We start from the raw sequence: 20,208 nt of genomic DNA, 5'->3' as shown, positions 1-20,208 counted from the left end.
GACCAGAAGTGCTGCGCAATCCCACCATCAATTGTGCCTTCCCTTTCACATCGCCCGTTCGCAATATGGGATATGCCATGCCATTGTCCTCTCAGCTACAATTCGGCAAAGGACCTCCTTATGACGGTATTGAAAACAGTGCAGATCGTGTTGAACGGGCAACCCCTCGGCTTTGCCGATATGATGGAAATCGGCAATGGCAATGCTGAACTGCGTGTTTCCGCGGAGGGAATGGAACGGGTTCGGCAAGCACGCGCCGTGGTCGAAGAAGCAATCCGCACGGGGGTGCCGGTTTACGGCAGCACCACCGGGGTGGGTGCGATGAAGGATGTCAGCTGGTCCACCGAAGAGCTTGAAGAGTTCAATCTGGGACTGGTCCGCGCCCATCATTTTGGCACTGGTGCTGCCTTTCCGCCTTCCATCGTCCGCAAAGCGATCGCCATTCGCATTAACACAATCCTCACAGGCCAGGTCGGCTGTTCCCCAGCCCTTGTCGAGGCTTATCTCGATTTGCTCCGCGCCGACGTGATCCCGGTGGTGCGCCGGACGGGGTCCATCGGCTGCGCCGATATTGGCTTGATGGGCCAGATTGGCGCCGTGCTGACCGGGGCGGGGGAGGCACTATTCAAAGGCCAACGCATGGCCGCCAGTCAAGCGCTCGATTATGCCGGTCTTCGCCCCCATCGCATGGCACCGCGCGACGCGTTGGCTTCGCTCTCCGCCAATGCTGTCAGTTTTGCCGCCGCTGCCCGCGCTCTGCGTGATGCGGCCTCGGTAATCCGCGTCATGCTGGCGACCAGTCTCACAGCATCAGGCGCTTTGGGGGCATCGCCCGATCCCTGGCTGGCGGCCTGCCATGTCGGAACCCCGCGTGAAGCGCTGGTTGGCAAATGGTTCTGCGACGCAGCTGCAGCCTGGCCGTGGCCCGTATCCACCCAGGTTCAGGATCCGCTGAGTCTTCGTATGGTACCGCAGGTCTTTGGTGCAATGATCGAAAGCTTGCTGGGTGCCGGCTATAAGGTGCTACAGGCAACAGGACGCTCCGATGACAACCCGGTTGTTGTCGATGGTCGGGTGGTGACCTCCGGCGGATCCTTGCCGCTCGACGTGACAATCCTGGTGGAGTCAGCTTCCCTTTGTATTGCCCATGCCGCGCGCAACGCCTTTAACCGCTGCGTGCTGCTGGGCAACGGACACCGGCGTGGTCTGCCGCTCAATCTCGTACCCCATGGCATCATTGCCACCGGCTTTGGACCCATCATCAAATTGGCTGGAGAAATCTTCTCGCGTGTGCTGTCGCTCAGCAATCCCGTTTCTGCACAATCGCTGGTGGTTGCCGGTGGCATGGAAGACGAGGCCGCTTTCCTGCCATTGGTGATCGAGCGCTTCGAACGTCAGGTCGAAGCCTTGAAGCGGCTGGCAGCGCTTGAGGCCCTGCTGGCTTCGCAAGCCATCGATATCGTTGGCGACAAGCCGCAAGGCGTTGCAGGGCTGATCTATCAACAGGTCCGCCTGTGTTCACATTTTTACCGGAAAGACCGGCCTCTTTCTTCTGAAGTCGAATGTATTGAGGATCTGATCTGCTCGGATGCGACCGTGGCCCAGATCATCGATCGCGCCCCCATCAACAGTTTTGATAGTTTTTTCGCGCTCGGAACCGCCCCTGAAGGAACGCCCGAAGCAACACGGGCAAGGATCGTCGCCGCCACACCGGCCTTCAAAGAAAACTGAACGCTTGATGGTCCGGCGCAACCAAGCAACGCAGGAGAATTGACATGGCCGATTTTGACCTTGTTCTGCAAGGCACCCTGGTCCTTCCCGATCGTGTCGTTGAACATGGCCATCTCGCGGTGCGAGACGGCAAGATAATTGCGCTGGGAACCGGCACGCCGCCACAAGCCGGGCAACGGCATCTGTTGGGTGAAGCGATCATCATGCCCGGTGCCATCGACGCTCAGGTGCACTCGCTGTCGCAGATAAACCAGGAGGATTTCCGCTGGTCCACGCGCTCGGCGGCAGCCGGTGGTGTCACCACCATTGTCGATATGCCTTACGACGAAGGTGACCTTATCTGCTCGGCTGAAGCTGTTACACGCAAGATCGATCATGCTGGCAAGCAGGCCTTCGTTGATTTTGCTCTTTACGGCACTATTGATCCGCTGGAAGGAACCAGACGGATCGCTGAACAGGTTGAAGCCGGCGTGGCCGCTTTTAAATTCTCGACGTTTGGTACCGACCCGAAACGCTTCCCGCGCATCACCCCGCAGCTTCTCGCCGCGTGTTTTGCCGAAGTGGCCAAGACCGGACTGACTGCCGGGGTGCACAATGAGAATGAGGAGTTTGTGCAGGCGGCCATGGAGAGGGTACGCATCACAGGCGTCACAGATTATCGCGCCCACGCCTTGTCGCGTCCGCCACTCACCGAACTGCTCGCGATGGCCGAGATCTACGAAATTGGAGTGGCGACCGGATGCCCAGCCCATGTTGTCCACTGTTCGCTCGCACGCGGCTATGAAATGGCGGCCTCCTATCGGGCCCAGGGCTATCAGGCAACCGTCGAATGCCTGATCCATTATCTTATGCTCGATGACGAGAACGATGCCAAACGCCTTGGGGGCCGCTCCAAATGCAACCCGCCGATCAGACCGCGTGCGGAAGTTGAGAAACTTTGGCGTCAGCTGAGCATGGGCAATGTCACTTTGCTCTCGACTGATCATGTCAGCTGGTCGCTCGATCGCAAGTCCAATCCGGATATGCTGGCCAATGCCTCTGGTCTGCCGGGTCTGGAAACGCTGATCCCGCTGTTTGTCAAAGGCGCCCTGGAGCGGGGCATTTCCCTGTCGTGGGGCGCCAGACTGATGGCCGAAAACCCGGCTCGACATTTTCGGATCGATCATATCAAGGGTGCGCTTATGCCGGGTCGCGATGCCGATATCGTGGTCCTTGTCCCGCAAAAATATATCTATGATGCGGCATCGACCGGCAATAATGTTGCTGGCTGGTCACCTTTCGACGGGGTAGAACTGCCCTACAAAGTTGCGGCAACCTATCTGCGCGGCAATCCGATCTATGATGGCCAGAATGTCATTGCGCCCCCCGGATCCGGCCAGTTCATACACCCGCCGCGCAGCCATGTCTTTAAAGGACATCTGTGATGGTTAAAAACCTGCCGGTCGAGGCCAGCCGTATTGAACAGGATCTTGAAGCCCTTGCCAGAATGACCGAGCCCGATCGCCCCTATACAAGGCGGGTCTTCACGCCTCTCTATCTGCAGGGTCGCGCTTATCTTGAACAACGTATGCGGGAAGCCGGGTTGCGGACACGCATCGACGTGGCCGGCAATCTGATTGGGCACCGTAGCGGCAGCGGTCTCGCCCAGGGACAGGGACAGGGCAAGGGACAGGGCCCCGGCGTCATCATGCTGGGTTCTCATTCCGACACGGTCCCCGCCGGTGGACGCTTCGACGGCGTCGCAGGCGTCGTTGCAGCGCTGGAAGTTGCGCGCGCGCTGTCTGTTCACGGCATTGAACTTGTGCACGACCTGGAAGTGGTGGATTTTCTGGCGGAGGAAGTCAGTCCGTTTGGTGTTTCCTGCATCGGCAGTCGTGGCATGACCGGTCAATTGCCGCAGCAGTGGCTCACCCGTGTCAGTGACGGGCGTATGTTGCAAACGGCTCTGGAAGATGTCGGCGGGGACGCGGAAGCGGTTCTCGGTCATCGTCGTGACGATCTGGCCGCCTTTCTCGAATTGCATATCGAGCAGGGCCCGGTGTTGGAAACAGCGCAGAGCGATATTGGAATTGTTACCGCAATCGCCGGTATCAGCCGCTTTGAAATCATCCTTGAAGGTCGCGCCGATCATGCCGGTACCACACCGATGCCGCAACGCTGTGATGCGCTGGTCGCTGCTGCCAAACTGGTGCTTGATATCAACCAATACGCCATAGGCCGGGCTGCCATGCCCGGCCATTTCACAGCAACCGTTGGTGAATTCGGCATTGAACCCAATGCGGCCAATGTCGTGCCCGCGCAGGCGCGACTTCTGATCGATGCACGCGCCGAACATCGTGATGATATGCAGCGTTTCGCGCATTGGCTCGATGCCGCCACCGCTTCTATTGCCAGCAGCCATGGCATGATGCGTGCTGGCGTCACGCGCCTTTCGGACAACAGCGCTTCGCCAAGCGATGATCAGGTGCTCGCCCATCTTGAACAGGCCTGCAAGGATCTGGGCGCCAGCTATTGCCGTCTTGCCTCCGGCGCCGGACACGACGCGGCATGGCTCTCAAAAATCACGCCATCGGCGATGATTTTCGTGCCGAGCCGGGGCGGGCGCAGTCACACGCCCGAAGAATGGACCGACACCAGCGAAATCACTTTGGGTGCAGCCGTGCTTTATCAGGCTGTGATCGCGCTCGATGAAACGCTGTCGAAACCGAAATCAATTTAGGGAGAAGAAAATGGGACGTATTCTGGTTGAGAAAGACGTTGAAGCTGCGGTGAAGGGTGGCTCTGTTTACGCAGCCGGAGGCGGAGGCTGGGCCGACCACGGTCGCATGCTCGGCTATGCCGCCGTCAGGATCGGGCGGCCGGAGCTTGTTTCAATTGACGAACTCAATGATGATGACTTTGTCGCAACCGCCGCGGCGATTGGGGCTCCCGCCTCGACAACGCCCTGGGAAATGCAGGGGGTTGATTATGTCAAGGCCGTGGATCTTTTGCAAAGGGAACTCGGCGCGCCCCTCAAGGGATTGATCATCGGGCAGAACGGCAAATCCTCCACGCTCAATGGTTGGTTGCCCTCGGCTGTTCTGGGCACCAAGGTGGTCGACGCCGTTGGTGATATCCGCGCCCATCCAACCGGCGACATGGGATCGATCGGCATGGCCGGTTCACCGGCACAGATGATCCAGACCGCAGTCGGTGGCAATCGCGCCGACAATCGCTATATTGAACTTGTCGTAAAAGGCGCAACTGCCAAGGTTTCTCCGATCCTGCGGGCCGCCGCCGATCAGTCGGGCGGCTTCATCGCCTCCTGCCGCAATCCACTGCCCGCATCCTATATCCGCAGCCATGCGGCGCTTGGCGGAATTTCCTTGGCTCTCAGTCTTGGAGAAGCCATTCTCGCAGCCGAACCCAAGGGCGGTCACGCCGTGATCGACGCAATCTGCAAGAAGAGTGGGGGCCATATTCTCGCGGAAGGCACGATTACTGCAAAAGACGTCGTCTACACCAAGGAAGCCTTTGACATCGGGACCGTGTCAGTGGGCGCCGGCCAAAAGGCGGTGACCCTTCATGTGATGAACGAATATATGGCGGTGGATGACAAGGATGGAACCCGCATCGCCACTTTCCCTTCCGTCATCACAACACTGTCGGAGGAGGGGCAGCCTTTGAGCGTCGGTGAATTGCGCATCGGCATGAAAGTCCTCATCCTTCATGTGCCGATGCGCGTGATACCCCTGTCTGCGAGCGTTCTCGATCCGACTGTTTACCCGCCGGTTGAAAAAGCCATGGGTATCGAAATTGCAAAATATATTGCCGGAGTGAACTGACCATGCCCAAGGAAAATCCACGCCATCCAAATTTTCCGATCCCAGGCGGACCACTGATGCGTGCCCGCGGTTGGCGGCAGGAGGCGCTGCTGCGGTTGCTTGAAAACGTGTTGTCAGTCGGTGAAGATCCCGACAAGCTGATTGTCTACGCGGCTCTCGGCAAGGCCGCCCGAAACTGGCCCGCCCATCAAGCGATCGTTAAGGCGCTGATCGAAATGGACGAAAACCAGACCCTGCTGATCCAGTCGGGGAAACCGGTCGGTCTGTTGAAAACCCATGCCAAAGCGCCGCTGGTGATCATGGCCAACTGCAATATTGTGGGACAATGGGCCAAGGCGGAATATTTCTACGAGCTTGAGCGCAAAGGCCTTATTTGCTGGGGCGGCCTCACTGCGGGCGCCTGGCAATATATCGGAGGCCAGGGTGTCATCCAGGGAACCTACGAAATTTTCATGCGCATCGCGCAGAAGCGATTTGACGGTCGTCTCGACGGCCGCTTCATCCTGACAGCAGGCCTGGGCGGCATGGGCGGAGCCCAGCCACTGGCCGGGCGAATGGCCGGGGCGGCAATTCTCTGTGTGGATATCGATCCCGAGCGCGCCCGCATGCGAAAAGACATTGGCTATCTGCAGGAAATCGCGCCAGATCTCGATGCGGCTCTGGCCATGATCGACGAAGCGGTCAGGGAAAAGCGCGCCCTCTCGGTCGGGCTTGTCGGCAATGCGGCTGAGATCTATCCGGAAATTGCCCGCCGTGGCATCATTCCCGATATCGTCACCGATCAAACGTCAGCCCATGATCTTGTCTATGGCTATGTGCCCAAAGGCATGAGCCTTCATCAGGTCAGGCAATTGCGTGAAAACGGGCAGGGACAGTTGATGGCTGCCAGCCGCGCCTCCATTGTCGACCATGTCAAAGCGATGCTGTCATTTCAGAGCAAGGGTGCGGAAGTGTTCGATAATGGCAATCTGATCCGCACCCAAGCCCGTGAAGGCGGCGTTGAAAACGCATTTGATATTCCGATCTTTACCGAGGCTTACCTGCGCCCGCTCTTTGCACGCGCCATCGGGCCCTTCCGCTGGATGGCTATATCGGGCGAGGAAAGCGATATCGCCCGCATTGACGAATTGCTTCTCGACATGTTTCCACAAAACGAAATCGTCACCAACTGGATCAGGCTCGCGCGCGCCCATATCCCGTTTGAGGGCCTGCCCGCCCGCATCGCCTGGCTTGGTCACGGCGAACGCACCGCACTCGCCTTGCGCGTCAATGAACTGGTCGCATCGCGCGAACTCAAAGGTCCCATAGCCTTCTCACGGGATCATCTTGACGCTGGAGCAATGGCCCATCCCAATATCATGACGGAAGGCATGAAAGACGGTTCTGATGCCATTGCCGACTGGCCGTTGCTCGATGCGATGATGCTCTGCGCCTCAATGGCGGACCTCGTCGTCATCCATTCAGGCGGAGGCGGTTACGCCGGCTATATGACAAGCGCAGGTGTCACCGTGATTGCCGACGGAACAGTATCCGGCGCTGAACGTCTTGATCATGCGCTCACCAATGATACGGCGCTCGGGGTTATTCGCTATGCCGATGCGGGGTATGAGGAATCGCTCGAGGAAATCTCAGCCAAGAATATCCCCCATATCGTCACCGCATAAATCATCGCCTGGCTCGACAGGTGGTGATGCGGGGCGTCCGCTCTCGCACAGACGCCGCAAGGCTCTTAACGGCTGTGCGGGAAGCGGGGAAAAATCTCCATGCTCAGATAATCCTCGTCAAAGCTCGCAATATGCACCAGCGCCGGCCGGTTTATGAACTCAACTATATTGTTGCGGAAGATCAGCAGTTGTTCGCTGCGCAATTGCCGCAACATGCGATTGACGTGAATGGGCGTCAGTCCAAGCGCATCCCCGAGCTCGGATTGCGTCAAGGGACAGAAAAACTGGCCTTCATCACCGGTGCCATCCATTCGGGCGCGATGACCAAGTTCCAGCAGCAGATGCGCCAGCCGCACCAGAGCGCTGCGCCGTCCGATGGAAATGACATGTTCGACCAGGATGGCGCGTTGGCGCGCCATCAATTCGATGAAGGTCATGGCCAGTCGCGGCGCAGCCGCAAGGCGTTCTGTGAGATGATCGAGAGAGAGTTCGAAAACGGAGAGCTCCGTCACCGCGATCAGGGTATAGTAGTTAAAACCGATCCCGGTTCGAAAGCCCAGGAAATCGCCACGCATCGGAAAGTCAAGAATTTGACGGTCACCATCCGCAAGGTCTCGATAGGTGCATCCCCAGCCGCTTCTGATAATATGCAGCGAGTTGGCCCAATCCCCCTGGCTGCTGACCACACTATGGGGCGCAAAGTTCTTGATGGTGACCGGCAGCGCCTTGAGGGGCTCATTATCTCCGTCATCAAAGATCGCCCCGATCGGCGGACTCGCCAGAAAATGGCGAAGCGTCTTTGCGTCGTCAGCATTCACCGCCATGGACATCTCACCTGACTTTGGACCCGATCAAGGGGATGGATCTGATTCTCGTGCCTTGCGCCCGATACTTGGTTTTTCAGTCGTGCGCTGCCTCCATTGAGTGTCGGGGAGCCCCTTTATTTTGGCAAGGTAGTAATCTCTACCACTAATTGCGTAGATGTCTTAGTTTTTACTAAACCATATTTCCCTCAACTGCTTAATCTAGGTTAATGACACTGTAACAAAATTCGGGCAATCTTCTGATCAACAAAAGCAATAGCAAGCATTGATTACGGGGTTAATAATAAAAATCACTGAAAACAGCGAAAAGGCGGCCGTTGCGCTTAAGTCATTGCGAATGTTTCGCAATGCGATAACTGCGCAAGAGACGGTTTTGAGGGCGACAAAATGAATATTTCTCCGCAGTTCAACAGCAGAAACAGTGAAATAAATAATAGTAATCGTATTTCGGCGAAAGATACTTCACTCAAGTCGGACGAGCCCAATAATGCAGTCCTGCCACTACTTGTCATAATTGACAACCGGGCGTTGGATCGTGAATGTCTGGCGCATGGCCTGACCAATCACAGTATCGATATGTCGATCGCCACCTTCAGCTCATTTGAGCAATGGCAGCATCAGCGTCGTGGACGGAGCGTCAGTGCCGTGCTCTTTAACATTGGCGGCCAGAAAGTTTCGGACCCAGCGGTCGGCAATTACCTCAACCGCATTGTCAATGATTGCGCGCCGTCGCCTGTCATCATTCTGGCGGATAAGGAAGAAATTTCACAAGTCCTCAAAGCGCTCGACTATGGCGTCCGGGGCTATATTCCGACATCGGTCAACGTCAATGTTTGCGTGGAGGCACTCCGACTTGCGATGGCCGGGGGGACCTTCGTGCCGGCCAGCAGTGTCTTGGCTCTGCGCCATGCCAGTGATCCGAATTCGCATCGATTGCAGCCTTTGGGCGGAATGTTCACCCAACGTCAGGCCGAAGTCGTCAACGCGCTGCGTCGCGGCAAGGCCAACAAAATCATTGCCTATGAACTCAAGCTGCGTGAAAGCACCGTCAAGGTTCACATTCGCAACATCATGAAGAAGCTCAAGGCCTCCAACCGCACAGAGGTTGCCTGTATTATCAATGAGCTCTTCCCCTCGGAAACATCGTTCTCCGACATTCACTAGCCCGAACCTCGGGTCATGAATTTGCGCCTGATCGCGCTGAAACTTTTCGCATGAGGGAGACTTTCTGTGATTATCTCCGACGTTTCATCCGGAAACGCGCGGCAGCCGCTGGCTGACCTGCTCGATATTATCAAACGCAGAAGAACCTTGATCATCGCGCCCCTTCTTGCCGGAGTAGCGATCGGGGTTATCGGCTATCTGATGGCGCCTTTAAGCTATGTGTCGGAGTCGGTGCTGGTCCTCGATATGCGCCGCGTTCAGGCGCTGCCAAACGAAAGCGCCATCACACCCCTGCCTCAGGATAGTCCTGTGCTTCGTTCCGAACTCGATATCATCAGCTCTCGCATGATGGCGCGCAAGGTGATCGATATCCTTCAAGCCGACAATGTCAACGTTCCCACCGCCTTTCGTTCCGGTACAGTGCTATCAGCGCCAGCCGAAAATGCACGACAAGTGCGAGAGGCCCGCGACGTGGATGCGGCGGCGCGCGAAAGACAACGCATTGATCTGTTGCTCTCGCGCTTGCGGGTGAACAATGATGGCCGTTCCTACACGATCTTCATTTCCTACCGTGCCCCCGACCCGGTCTATGCAGCAAAGGTCGCCAATGCCTTTGTGACCGCCTATCTCGATCACCAGATTGATGTGCAGCAATCTGCAGCCCGTCGAGTGAGCGAATGGCTGGGCGAGAAATTGGTCAGCCTGCGCAGTGATCTTGAGGGCGCGGAACGCGCCGCCGAGGATTTCAGGCAAAAATCTCGGCTTGCCGGAGATCCCGGCCAGATCAGTTTTCAGGCGCAAAAAGTGGCGGCCCTCAACACAGAAATTGTGGCCGCGACTGGAGCGGTGTCCCTTGCAGAGGCGCGCCTGAGCACGGCCGAGTCGCTGAAGTCCAATAATGAAGCACCGGCACTCACCGAGGTTCTGGCGTCGCCGGCAATTCAGAGTCTGCGCAATGAGCAGGCGCGTGTCGAACGCCAACTTGACGAATTGCGATCCAATGGAGCGCTGAAAAGTGCCGACATCCCGGTCCTGATCGCTGAACGCGATGCGCTCAAGCAGCAAGTCACAGCGCAGGTTGATGAAATCATCAAGAGCCTGAGCAATGAAATCAAGATCGCAAGGCAGCGACGATCGGGTCTCGAACAAGCCCTCAACGCCGCCGAGGCCGACCTCGCACAGGCCAATCAGGCCCAGGTCCAGGCGGTTCAGCTCGATCGCGAGGCCAACGCAAGCCGCACCGTCTATGAGAGCTATCTGACCCGCTACAAACAACTGATTGAGCAGGACGGGATCGCGATACCTGAAGCGCAGATGATATCGGCTGCCGAGCCCGCCACCGCCAAAGCAAGCCCCAATCTTGCAAACTGGTTGTTGCTGGGTCTGGGATTGGGGGGCCTTGTGTCGCTGTTGGCAACGGTTTCAAGAGAAGCCTTTGACAAGATCCGACCCGCGCAGACCGCCTCATTCATGCTTCCCGGTATTCCAGCGGCGACATTGCTGCCGCTCACGCCTCAACTCACCGTCCCCATGCTGGTCAATCGTGGCCACGATCCGGCAAGCGCGTTTGGGCGGGCGATCAAATCTGTCCATGACAGGTTGCGCTTCTTGTCCCGAGGCCGGGATTCGCTTTCTCTGGCCATTATTTCGCTCGGCGACAGTGAGACCAAGGCACTGCTAATCACCGCACTCGCCCAACAATTTGCAGCATCAGGAGTCGCGGTCGCTGTCATCGATGCCACCAATCAACATTCGCGACTGTCTCAAGCCCTCGGCCTGCCCGAGACGGGACAGGGGATGGCATCGACGGGGCGAAAGCTCTCGGGTGCCACCCTTAATCACGACCATGGGTCGGGGATCGATATTATTACGCCGGGCCAGCAGGTCGAGGGCGAATGGCTTTCAGAGTTGATCGCACAGCTTCGCACCGACCATAAAATCATCCTGGTTGACCTGCCGGCCGTGGCTGATGATAAGCGGTCAGTGCTGCTGTCGCGCGCCGCCGATACCGCGCTTCTCGTGGCGCAACCCGATCGCAACGAACAGCAGGCAAACCATGCGCTCATTCAAACCATGGCTGCCTTGGGACGAAAGCCGGCACTCGCCGTGGTCAGCCAGTTTTCGACCTCCTATCGCAGCTGGTTCGAGAGCATGACCGCCTTGTTGCGCCCCAATGCACGGCAAGCAAGCCAGTTGTTCCGCGCGGTGCTCAAGCGCCGTCATCAGACTGCTTCGCAGTCTGGACATAATCAGCACGAGGCTTAAAATGGTTCTTCAAACACCGACCGCACGCATTCGGCGCCAATTGGCTATGTTGCTGCTCTCAAGCTGTGTGGCCTTTTGCCCGACAATCGGCACAGCACAATCAAGGTTGCCAGCTGAAACCGCAGCCCAGGCTCAACCAGAAACCTTGCCCCAAACGCAGAGCGAACCCTATCAGGTTGGCCCCAATGATGTGCTGCAGATAACCGTCTATGGACAGCCCTCGCTAACCGGGGTCTACCCGATCGATGTGGATGGCAATATCGGCTATCCGGTGATTGGAACGATCAGCATGAAGGGCCTGACGACAGCGCAGATCAGCGAGAAAATCAGCAACACGCTGTCGCAACACATACCCGGGCTCACCGTCACAGCGTCGATCAGCCAATATGCACCGGTCTTCGTGATGGGCGACGTAAAGGCGCCCGGGAAATACGATTTCCGTCCCGGAATGGTTGCTTTGGAACTGATGGCGCTGGGCGGCGGGGCTGGCAAAGGCGAAGCGCCTGCTGTTACGGCCGGCATGCAGATGATCAGCGCACAGCAGGAATATGCCGATCTGCAAATGCAGATCACCACGACCAATATCCGCAGGGTCCGCCTAAAGGCCGAACTTGATGGCACAGCCTTCGATTATCAATTGCCACAGTCAACACCGGCAAATGCCCAGGCAGCATCGCTCAGCCAGCACATGCTTGATGGGGAAAAAACGTTGTTCAATGTCCGCCGCAGCAATCTGGCTGCCGAGCGCGATGCGCTGAATGCTCAATCGGCCAGTTACGGTGATGAAATTCAGACCTTGCAGCAAAGCATTAAACTGCATGATGCGGAAATCCAACTGCTTCAGGAAAATGTCGCTTCAAGCAAGTCGCTGGTTGATCGTGGTCTGGCGGCCAAATCCAATCTCCGCGACATGGAGCGCGATCTGTCTGCCACGCGGCGCGACGCGCTTGAACTGGGATCGTTCCTGGCTCGGGCGCGGCAGAACCAACTTGCCGTGCAGCAGCGGATCGCCAATCTCGAAGAGGCGCGCCGCAGTGAAGCTGCAACCAGTCTGCAGGAACTCGATCTCAATATCGCCCGCATGGAGCTGCGCAGCAACGCACAGCTGCAAACCATGGCCGAAATCGCCAAATCATCCGGAAATATATCGTCTTCCGATATGCGCCAGAAACTCCTGTTCACAATCAGCCGGAACGTCAACGGGACATTCGAGGAGATCAAGGCCGATGAACGCACGAAGATCAGGCCTGGGGACATTTTGCGCATCGAACTCGATATGAGCAAACTAACCGGCTCCCCCGCCTAGCAGCTATTCGCGGGAGCCGACAACCAAAAGGGTGCCTGCTTGATGCAGGCACCCTTTTTAATCGGCTTGGCTATTCTGTGATCCTTGTCGCGATCGATTCCGTGACCGATTGGTTTGTCTGAAAGCCACCAAATGAGATGGTCATCAATTTGAGCGCTCCACTGTCGGTTCAGGCTGCTGCATCTTGGGTGTGTTCCTTCAGCCAGTCCCGATAAACCTCCCTGATCCCATCGCTGAGACCAATCCGCGGCTTCCATCCCAGAGACTGCATGTGCCTGGTATCAAGAAGCTTGCGCGGAGTCCCATCGGGCTTACTGAGATCATGCTCCAGTCGGCCTTCAAACCCGACCACCCTGGCAATGATCTGCGCCAGTTCTCCGATCGAGACTTCGTCTCCGGTGCCGATATTGACCGGTTCAACACGATTGCTGAACCGCAGCAAATGAATGAGCGCGTCCGCCAGATCATCGACATGGAGAAATTCACGCAATGGCGTGCCACTGCCCCATAATGTGACCTGATCCTTGCCGGCAAGCTTTGCTTCGTGAATGCGCCGCATCAGCGCCGGCAATACATGCGAGGTGAGCGGATCGAAATTGTCGTTGGGTCCGTAGAGGTTGGTTGGCATTGCCGTCATGAAGTGACGATCATATTGCCGCGCGCAGGCCTCCGCATATTTGAGAGCCGCAATCTTGGCAATCGCGTAGGCGGCATTGGTCGGCTCCAGCGGCCCCGTCAACAACGTCTTCTCTGTCATGGGCTGCGGCGCTTCGCGCGGATAAATGCAGCTTGACCCTAGCCAGAGCAGCCGCTCCACGGCGCAAAGATGCGCGGCGCGAATGATGTTGATCCCTATGGCGAGATTGTCATAAAGAAACTCGGCAGGATATTGCGCATTCGCAAGAATTCCGCCGACCTTGGCTGCAGCCACGATGATAATATCGGGCCTGTGCTGTTGGATGAAAGCTTCGGTCGGTGCCTGACGGGTGAGATCCAGCGCGGCATGGCCAATCGTTAAAACGTCACAATCCTCTGATTTCAGGCGTCTGAGAATGGCAGAGCCCACCATTCCCGTGTGTCCGGCAACAAAGATTTTCTTCCCGGTGATCGAATAAAGCGGGGAGGGGCGGTTTTCAGCCATAAAAGTCATTGCGACCCACCTCCCGCATGATATTGCGCATATCCCAGTCGACCATTTCTGTGACAAGGTTTTCAAATCCGGTCGTGTGGTGCCAGCCGAGCCGATCCCTGGCCTTTGAGGCATCGCCGAGCAGGAAATCGACCTCGTTTGGCCGGAAATAGCGCGGATCGATCTCAATGAGACAGTGACCTGACTTGCGGTCCAATCCAATCTCCTCGATCCCGTCGCCTTGCCATTCGATCTGCTTGTCGACGGCTCTGAACGCCTGTTCGACAAATTCGCGGACCGTGTGTGTTTCACCGGTGGCGAGGACATAATCATCAGGGATATCTTGTTGCAGGATACGCCACATGCCCTCGACATAATCGCGCGCGTGCCCCCAGTCGCGACGCGCATTCAAATTGCCCAGCCGCAATTTGTCCTGAAGCCCTCTTTCGATTGCAGCGACCGCGCGGGTGATCTTGCGTGTCACGAATGTTTCCCCGCGCAGCGGGCTCTCATGATTGAATAAAATGCCATTGGAGGCATGAAATCCATAGGCCTGGCGATAATTGACCGTCGTCCAATAAGCGTAAAGTTTCGCGGTCGCATAGGGACTGCGGGGTGCAAAGGCCGTCTGTTCGCTCTGCGCCTGCGGGGAGCTGTTGCCAAACAGTTCCGAAGTGGACGCCTGATAAAAGCGGCAGCTTTGGCCAAGGCCGAGAATGCGCATGGATTCAAGCAGTCTCAGCGTTCCCAGAGCATCGGCATTCGCGGTATATTCAGGGGTTTCAAAGCTCACCTGCACATGGCTCTGTGCGCCCAGATTATAGATCTCATCCGGTCGAACTTCCTGGATGACACGACAAAGATTGGTCGCATCGGTGAGGTCGCCGAAATGCAGTTTGAAACGGATATCCTCTTCATGCGGGTCTTGATAAAGGTGGTCAATGCGCGCGGTGTTGAACGAGGATGACCGTCGCTTGAGACCGTGCACACGGTAGCCCTTGGCGAGCAGAAGCTCACTGAGATAGGCACCGTCCTGCCCTGTCACGCCGATGATCAATGCTGTCTTTTCCTGCAAGGTCTTCCCTCCGACCAGAATTCGATCACCGCATGATAGCGATTTGACGGGGCATCGAAACGGCTTCAAAACGGTGAAAACCACCCCGGCCATGCCTGTTTGGATGAGGCAGTGTCGCTGCGCGTTAGCCGGTGTTTCAACCAAAGTGGTAGGCGTCCCGCCCGCTGTTCGCCCCCCCTATGCCAATGGACTCCTTGCAAGGAGCGACAGCCTGCAGCCATCCTTGGCAAAACCGGCTCGAGCCATAGAAAGCCAAAGACATGCGCGTGGTCCTTGCAAACCGATACTTCTATCCCGATCAGTCGGCGACAAGCCGGATGGTGACAAGTCTTGCCCATCAATTGGTGGCTGAGGGCATTGAGACCATTGTGCTTGCAAGCCGCAGCTATCATGAGAAGGGCAAGTCGCGATTGCCGGCGCGCGAGACGATTGCAGGGATCGATGTGCACCGGCTCCGGACTTCCGGTTTTGGCCGCAACCAGCTTTTGGGGCGAGGGATCGACTACGCCACCTTTCATCTGAGCGCAGCCGCTTGGTTCGCCACCCATGCAAGGAAAGATGATATTTGTGTGGTGTGCACCGATCCGCCGCTTCTCTCTGTATCGACCATTCTGCCGATCCGCCTGCGCCGAGCCCATCTTGTCAACTGGGTTATGGATTTGTTTCCGGAGACGGCCATCGAGCTCGGATTAATCAAGCGCAAGACCCTGCCGGGACAAGTGAGCCTCTTCTTGCGAAACTGGTCGATGCGCCGATCCGCATTGACGATCTGCCCGATTGACAGAATGGCCCGCTTTTTGTCCGCACAAGGCATTGCCGCCGATAATCTGGCGGTCGTCCATCATTGGGCCGACAAGAACGAGATTCTACCCGTCGATCCGCAAGAGAATCCGCTGCGTCACGCCTGGGGGCTCGGGGACAAGTTCGTCATCGGCTATTCGGGTAATTTTGGCCGCGCGCACGACTTCCAGACCGTGCTTGATGCGGCAGAGCAGTTGAAAGCCAATCCCGATATTGTGTTTTTGATGATCGGTGAAGGGCAACAGCGTCGCTATGTCGAGGAGGAAGCCAGGCGGCGCGGGTTGAGCAATATTGTCCTCAAGCCGTTTCAACCCGTTGACCAACTGTCCGAAAGTCTCGGCGCGGCCGATGTCCATCTCGTTTCGCTTAAGCCTGAACTCGAACATTGCATCGTCCCGAGTAAATTCTATGGCGTGCTCGCTGCCGCGCGTCCAACCATTTTCATCGGTGATCCAGATGGCGAGATTGCCACCGTCATACGGGATTTCCATTGCGGTGTTTCGCTGTGCCCGGGCGAAGTGGAGATGTTGGTCAGTGCGATCCTGCTGCTTCGAAATTCGCAGCTCAATCGCAAAATGATGGGCAACAATGCGCGGTATCTCATGGAGACCGCCTATTCGCGGGAGTTTGGAGCCGCAGTCTGGCAGTCGGCCGTGGGTCGATTGCTGCGAAAAGAACCATTCCCCGCCATGCCGGTCCTGGATCGCCAATTGCAAGCGGAGAAACTGCAATGATGGGCTCTTTTGTTGTTAGCCAGCTCGGCGCGCGTATGCATTACGCCGTGCCGCAAATATTCGCGCAACATCAAAAACTGGCGCATTTCTATACCGACATCTGTGCTGAACAAGGGTGGCCACGGCTGCTCGAGCTTCTTCCTGCAGCCGTTCTACCCGGTGCAGTTCGGCGTCTTGGGGGACGTCGGCCACAGGGTATTCCAAAGGAAAAAATGACGACGTTTCCCAGCTTTGGCTTTCACTCCGCCATGCGCAGACTGGCCCACCAGACAGGGCCACAATCCACAGCCAATGCAATCTGGGCGGGAGAAAAGTTCGGTAAACTTGTGGCCTCGCGCGGTTTTCACGGGGCAAGCGGCGTCTATGCGTTCAGTGGCGAAGCGCTTGAGCTGCTCACTGCTGCAAAGAACCAGGGACTTTGGACTGCGGTTGAACAGATGATCGCGCCGCGCACGGTTGTCGACCAGCTTGTCTGTGAAGAAGACATTCTCCACCCGGGCTGGCAGTCGGTTAGGCTGGATGATAAAAACGCGGCGGCGTTCGCGGCGCGCGAACAGGCGGAATGGGCGCTTGCCGATGCGGTGATCTGCCCCTCGCAATTTGTGGCCGAGCATGTCATCGCAGCAGGGTGCTGCCCGGAAAAAGTGGTCGTCGTTCCCTATGGCGTCGATGATCGGTTTTGCATTGATGCACGCGCCACCCATGGCGGTCCGCTGCGGGTTCTGACCGTCGGCGCAGTGGGGCTGAGAAAAGGATCCCCCTATGTGGGCGCGGTGGCACGCGCACTATCCGGACAGGTCGAGTTCCGCATGGTTGGACCGATCGATGTGGAAATGCCGGTGCGCGCGCAGCTTGCGAAGGCTGTCGATCTCATCGGCGCCATCCCGCGCAGCGAAATGCGCGCGCAGTTTGAATGGGCGGATCTCTTCTTCCTTCCCTCATTGTGCGAGGGGTCAGCGACAGCCTGTTATGAGGCACTGGCAGCCGGATTGCCGGTGATTTGCACGCCCAATACCGGCAGCGTCGTGCGGCATGGAATTGATGGCTATATCGTGCCAATCCGGGACGTGGCAGAAACCGCAGATGTGTTGAAGCAACTTTCCAGCAATCCGTCCCTGCTCGCCGGGATGCGCGAAAATGCCCGTGCGCGATCGCGCGATTTCACCGTCGCTCGCTATGGCGAGCGACTGCTGGAAGCACTCTCGAACCATCAAACCGGACGCAGGCTATGAAAATCATCCATATCATCGGTTCGTTCGATCCCGCAAAAGGGGGGCCACAGGCCGTCGTGGTGCGTCTCGCCGCAGCCCAGGCAGCATTGGGCCATGATGTGACAATCATAAGCTACAGTGATGACGCCATCAAGGATCGCGCTTTGAAAGCAACCGCAGCGATCCCCGCCTTTCAACGCGTGAAAACCTTCATGCTGCCGATGCCTGACCGATACGAAACGCTTACCGGCAGTCGGGCTGCAAAAGCTCTGTCCGCGATGATTGCTTCCGCCAATTTCGTGCATATGCATGGGGTCTGGGAAACCATTCTTCTGAGAGCCTCCATGCTTTGCCGAAAATATCATATCCCGTACTGCATCTGCTGCTGTGGCATGCTCGATGTTTGGAGCCTGAAACAGAAACGATGGAAGAAGGCGATCGCTTTCAATCTGGCCTTTCGCAGGATGCTTAACGGCGCTGCCTTTATTCAGGCACTGAACGAGGACGAAGTCGATCTGATGCGACCATTGCGCCTGACACCACCTGTGGTGATCATAGGAAATGGCATATTTCTTGAGGAAGTTGAGACGCCCGGAAGCAAAGCCGAGACTCTTCCGGATCGTCCCTATATTCTGTTTTTGTCACGGTTGCATTACAAGAAGGGTCTCGACATCCTGGCCGATGCCTTCTGTGAGATTGCAGACCGCTATCCTCAAATCGACCTTGTGGTGGCAGGTCCCGACGGCGGTGCCCAGACCGCATTCCTCACTGCGATCGGCCAAGCCGGATTGCAGTCGCGTGTCCACCTCACCGGCGCTCTTTATGGGCCAACAAAGATAGCAGCCCTGAGACAAGCGCTCTGTTTCTGCCTGCCCAGTCGTCAGGAAGGATTCAGCGTCGCCATTACCGAAGCATTGGCCTGCGGTGTTCCCGTCGTCATAACCGATGCGTGTCATTTTCCTGAGGTCGCCGAAGCCAATGCCGGCATTGTCTGCCAGCTGAGCGCTCAGGCTGTGGCGACCGGACTGGCAACTGTCCTAAACGATTCCGAGCGAGCGGCTCGCATGGGGCAGGCAGGCCTTAAACTTGTGCGTGACAATTACACATGGCCGCGGATCGCCATCCAGACGATCGATGCCTATCAACGCTTTCAAAAGACAAGCCAGGGCCCAAAACGTTCTGTGCAGGGGGAGGAGACCTATAATGCGGCCAAGCAGAGATCGCCGTGATCGGTATCGCTCGCTTTATTCGCACGCTTTAAACAAAAGCGCGAAACGGCGCCCTGCCGTGGCTCCAAAAGTCTCAACCGCTGCTCTGACGTCGGAGCGACGAGGAGCATTCACCAAAATGAAAGCCCCCACCCGAAGCCGGGGTTTCAGGTGATCAAGATCAAGGCGATCATCGGTTCCTCATCTCCAAAGAAGTGATGTAGAACACCGCGCCAACAACCAGAAGTGTTGCACATAGCATAGTTGCGTTCATCCAATCCATTTCGATCCACCTCTCTGCCACAGCAAGTAAAAAGTTAACGATTGGTAAATCAACGCACGACTTTAGGTTTGGTTCAGAATAAATTGCTTTCATTGATTTTCCTGCTGCGCTCGAGCAGGCGCGGTTTGATCATTGTTTGATCAAATCCTACTTTCGGTGACGTTCGGTCCATGCCGTGAAGGCGATGACCATCAACCAGGATGCGGAAATTGCAGCAATGAACCAGCTCATGTTTTGTCCTCTGACGCCTAAACACGCAGAGCGGTGAAAAGTTCAAGCCGGATAAAAAGAAAAGCCCGGCTGTCTGCCGGGCGCGGGCGATGCCCAAGGTAAAAATTTGCTGGTGATACGCGCTCCATATTTCCGCGCAGGGATAAAGGCGGAAAACGATGCTAGTTCGTGCACTAGTTTTGCGCGCGGGCCAATTTTAACACGTCCCGCTATTTGTGTTGGCAGCGATATCGCCATCAACTTCTGACTGGAGACCAGGCTTCTTCTCGATCATACGGCAAGCCAGCTCCGCCAATTGATTGCGATCACGCAATCCGCTCTTGTGAAGCCTGATGATGGTCTCGGCCAATGTCGTTTCATCGTAGTCCCGGCCTTTCTCTGCAAGCATGATCGCGGCGTGCGAGAAACAGTGCCGGAGTTCGTCGACTTCTTCCGGGGAATAGATCTGGCTGGTTATACTGAACAATGGCATCTTATACTCCCGACGTCTCACGGAAAGAGTGTTCATAATGGCATTGAGCTGCGAAGCCACATCTTGCGACAAGGAACGGCGAAGATCAAGTCTAAACAAGCCTGCCTTTGGGCAAGAGGAAGCGAGCCGGTGCCCGCCTTTCAAGGAAATTTGGTCTCAAGCGGTTCTGCCCAAAAAAACAACGAGACCCTGCCTGAACGATTGCGCAACCGCCTTGAGCGGTTGCGCATTTTATTGATTTACCACTTGACGCGGAAGCCGGCATTTCCGGTGATTGTGTAGCTGT

At 56.9% G+C, this 20,208-nt stretch carries 16 protein-coding genes; 11 read left to right on the top strand and 5 right to left on the bottom strand.

Features of this window, described 5'->3' with window-relative positions; all coding sequences use genetic code 11:
* The first annotated feature begins 120 nt into the window (after positions 1-120).
* The 5 genes from QBD00_RS19570 to QBD00_RS19550 are packed head-to-tail and all read left to right on the top strand — an operon-like array spanning position 121 to position 7,219.
* Positions 121-1,731: an aromatic amino acid lyase gene (locus tag QBD00_RS19570; RefSeq protein ID WP_191793769.1), complete on the top strand. Its 1,611-nt coding sequence runs from the start codon at positions 121-123 to the stop codon at positions 1,729-1,731.
* Positions 1,732-1,775: 44 nt separating this feature from the next.
* Positions 1,776-3,155, top strand: a complete 1,380-nt coding sequence (locus QBD00_RS19565; protein ID WP_151094322.1) for a dihydroorotase — start codon at positions 1,776-1,778, stop codon at positions 3,153-3,155.
* The gene (locus tag QBD00_RS19560) at positions 3,155-4,450 is read left to right on the top strand and encodes a Zn-dependent hydrolase (RefSeq protein WP_318580323.1); all 1,296 of its coding nucleotides are present in this window, start codon (positions 3,155-3,157) and stop codon (positions 4,448-4,450) included. The genes QBD00_RS19565 and QBD00_RS19560 overlap by 1 nt, the downstream gene beginning before the upstream one ends.
* A gap of 10 nt (positions 4,451-4,460) precedes the next feature.
* Positions 4,461-5,555, top strand: a complete 1,095-nt coding sequence (locus QBD00_RS19555; protein WP_318580322.1) for a DUF917 domain-containing protein — start codon at positions 4,461-4,463, stop codon at positions 5,553-5,555.
* 2 nt (positions 5,556-5,557) lie between these two features.
* Complete coding sequence (locus QBD00_RS19550; RefSeq protein WP_318580321.1) at positions 5,558-7,219, top strand: urocanate hydratase; 1,662 nt, start codon at positions 5,558-5,560, stop codon at positions 7,217-7,219.
* Positions 7,220-7,284: 65 nt separating this feature from the next.
* On the opposite strand, the gene QBD00_RS19545 is transcribed toward QBD00_RS19550, so the two are convergent.
* Positions 7,285-8,043: a Crp/Fnr family transcriptional regulator gene (locus tag QBD00_RS19545; RefSeq protein ID WP_318580320.1), complete on the bottom strand. Its 759-nt coding sequence runs from the start codon at positions 8,041-8,043 to the stop codon at positions 7,285-7,287.
* Positions 8,044-8,430: 387 nt separating this feature from the next.
* On the opposite strand from QBD00_RS19545, the gene QBD00_RS19540 reads away from it, so the two are divergent.
* The 3 genes from QBD00_RS19540 to QBD00_RS19530 all read left to right on the top strand — a co-directional run bounded on the left by QBD00_RS19540 (position 8,431) and on the right by QBD00_RS19530 (position 12,778).
* A complete protein-coding gene (locus QBD00_RS19540; protein ID WP_151094312.1) occupies positions 8,431-9,207 on the top strand; it encodes a response regulator transcription factor in 777 nt (258 codons plus the stop codon).
* A 66-nt stretch (positions 9,208-9,273) separates the two neighbouring features.
* Positions 9,274-11,472 (top strand): exopolysaccharide transport family protein, encoded by a 2,199-nt coding sequence (locus QBD00_RS19535; protein ID WP_318580319.1) that lies wholly within the window; start codon positions 9,274-9,276, stop codon positions 11,470-11,472.
* A 1-nt stretch (position 11,473) separates the two neighbouring features.
* Entirely contained in the window at positions 11,474-12,778 is a 1,305-nt protein-coding gene (locus QBD00_RS19530) for a polysaccharide biosynthesis/export family protein (protein ID WP_318580318.1), read from the top strand.
* A gap of 169 nt (positions 12,779-12,947) precedes the next feature.
* On the opposite strand, the gene QBD00_RS19525 is transcribed toward QBD00_RS19530, so the two are convergent.
* Positions 12,948-13,928, bottom strand: a complete 981-nt coding sequence (locus tag QBD00_RS19525) for a GDP-L-fucose synthase family protein (protein ID WP_151094306.1) — start codon at positions 13,926-13,928, stop codon at positions 12,948-12,950.
* The gene (gene gmd / locus QBD00_RS19520; protein WP_151094304.1) at positions 13,912-14,982 is read right to left on the bottom strand and encodes a GDP-mannose 4,6-dehydratase; all 1,071 of its coding nucleotides are present in this window, start codon (positions 14,980-14,982) and stop codon (positions 13,912-13,914) included. The genes QBD00_RS19525 and gmd overlap by 17 nt, the downstream gene beginning before the upstream one ends.
* Before the next feature lie 260 nt (positions 14,983-15,242).
* Here gmd and QBD00_RS19515 point away from each other — a divergent pair, with 260 nt between their 5' ends.
* The 3 genes from QBD00_RS19515 to QBD00_RS19505 are packed head-to-tail and all read left to right on the top strand — an operon-like array spanning position 15,243 to position 18,957.
* On the top strand, positions 15,243-16,517 hold the full coding sequence (locus QBD00_RS19515) for a glycosyltransferase family 4 protein (protein WP_318580317.1): 1,275 nt from the start codon (positions 15,243-15,245) through the stop codon (positions 16,515-16,517).
* Positions 16,514-17,749, top strand: a complete 1,236-nt coding sequence (locus QBD00_RS19510) for a glycosyltransferase family 4 protein (RefSeq protein WP_318580316.1) — start codon at positions 16,514-16,516, stop codon at positions 17,747-17,749. Before QBD00_RS19515 ends, QBD00_RS19510 begins: the two co-directional genes overlap by 4 nt.
* Positions 17,746-18,957, top strand: a complete 1,212-nt coding sequence (locus QBD00_RS19505; protein WP_318580315.1) for a glycosyltransferase — start codon at positions 17,746-17,748, stop codon at positions 18,955-18,957. Before QBD00_RS19510 ends, QBD00_RS19505 begins: the two co-directional genes overlap by 4 nt.
* A gap of 335 nt (positions 18,958-19,292) precedes the next feature.
* Here QBD00_RS19505 and QBD00_RS19500 read toward each other — a convergent pair whose 3' ends face one another.
* Together QBD00_RS19500 and QBD00_RS19495 are read right to left on the bottom strand one after the other, a co-directional pair.
* A complete protein-coding gene (locus QBD00_RS19500; RefSeq protein ID WP_151094296.1) occupies positions 19,293-19,547 on the bottom strand; it encodes a hypothetical protein in 255 nt (84 codons plus the stop codon).
* Positions 19,548-19,646: 99 nt separating this feature from the next.
* Positions 19,647-19,922, bottom strand: coding sequence for a hypothetical protein (locus QBD00_RS19495; protein ID WP_151094294.1), 276 nt, complete (start codon positions 19,920-19,922; stop codon positions 19,647-19,649).
* Positions 19,923-20,208: the final 286 nt, after the last annotated feature.

The organism is Ochrobactrum sp. AN78 (genome assembly GCF_029909885.1).
Lineage (GTDB): Bacteria > Pseudomonadota > Alphaproteobacteria > Rhizobiales > Rhizobiaceae > Brucella > Brucella quorumnocens.
The sequence above is the reverse complement of the archived record's forward strand: the minus strand, read 5'-3'. Positions and strand labels throughout refer to the sequence as shown.

Bases quoted from the DNA above. Each gene is read 5' to 3' on its own strand.
- QBD00_RS19570 (WP_191793769.1), top strand. From the start codon at position 121: ATGACGGTATTGAAAACAGTGCAGATCGTGTTGAACGGGCAACCCCTC.
- QBD00_RS19565 (WP_151094322.1), top strand. From the start codon at position 1,776: ATGGCCGATTTTGACCTTGTTCTGCAAGGCACCCTGGTCCTTCCCGAT.
- QBD00_RS19560 (WP_318580323.1), top strand. From the start codon at position 3,155: ATGGTTAAAAACCTGCCGGTCGAGGCCAGCCGTATTGAACAGGATCTT.
- QBD00_RS19555 (WP_318580322.1), top strand. From the start codon at position 4,461: ATGGGACGTATTCTGGTTGAGAAAGACGTTGAAGCTGCGGTGAAGGGT.
- QBD00_RS19550 (WP_318580321.1), top strand. From the start codon at position 5,558: ATGCCCAAGGAAAATCCACGCCATCCAAATTTTCCGATCCCAGGCGGA.
- QBD00_RS19545 (WP_318580320.1), bottom strand. From the start codon at position 8,043: ATGGCGGTGAATGCTGACGACGCAAAGACGCTTCGCCATTTTCTGGCG.
- QBD00_RS19540 (WP_151094312.1), top strand. From the start codon at position 8,431: ATGAATATTTCTCCGCAGTTCAACAGCAGAAACAGTGAAATAAATAAT.
- QBD00_RS19530 (WP_318580318.1), top strand. From the start codon at position 11,474: ATGGTTCTTCAAACACCGACCGCACGCATTCGGCGCCAATTGGCTATG.
- QBD00_RS19525 (WP_151094306.1), bottom strand. From the start codon at position 13,928: ATGACTTTTATGGCTGAAAACCGCCCCTCCCCGCTTTATTCGATCACC.
- QBD00_RS19515 (WP_318580317.1), top strand. From the start codon at position 15,243: ATGCGCGTGGTCCTTGCAAACCGATACTTCTATCCCGATCAGTCGGCG.
- QBD00_RS19510 (WP_318580316.1), top strand. From the start codon at position 16,514: ATGATGGGCTCTTTTGTTGTTAGCCAGCTCGGCGCGCGTATGCATTAC.
- QBD00_RS19505 (WP_318580315.1), top strand. From the start codon at position 17,746: ATGAAAATCATCCATATCATCGGTTCGTTCGATCCCGCAAAAGGGGGG.
- QBD00_RS19495 (WP_151094294.1), bottom strand. From the start codon at position 19,922: ATGCCATTGTTCAGTATAACCAGCCAGATCTATTCCCCGGAAGAAGTC.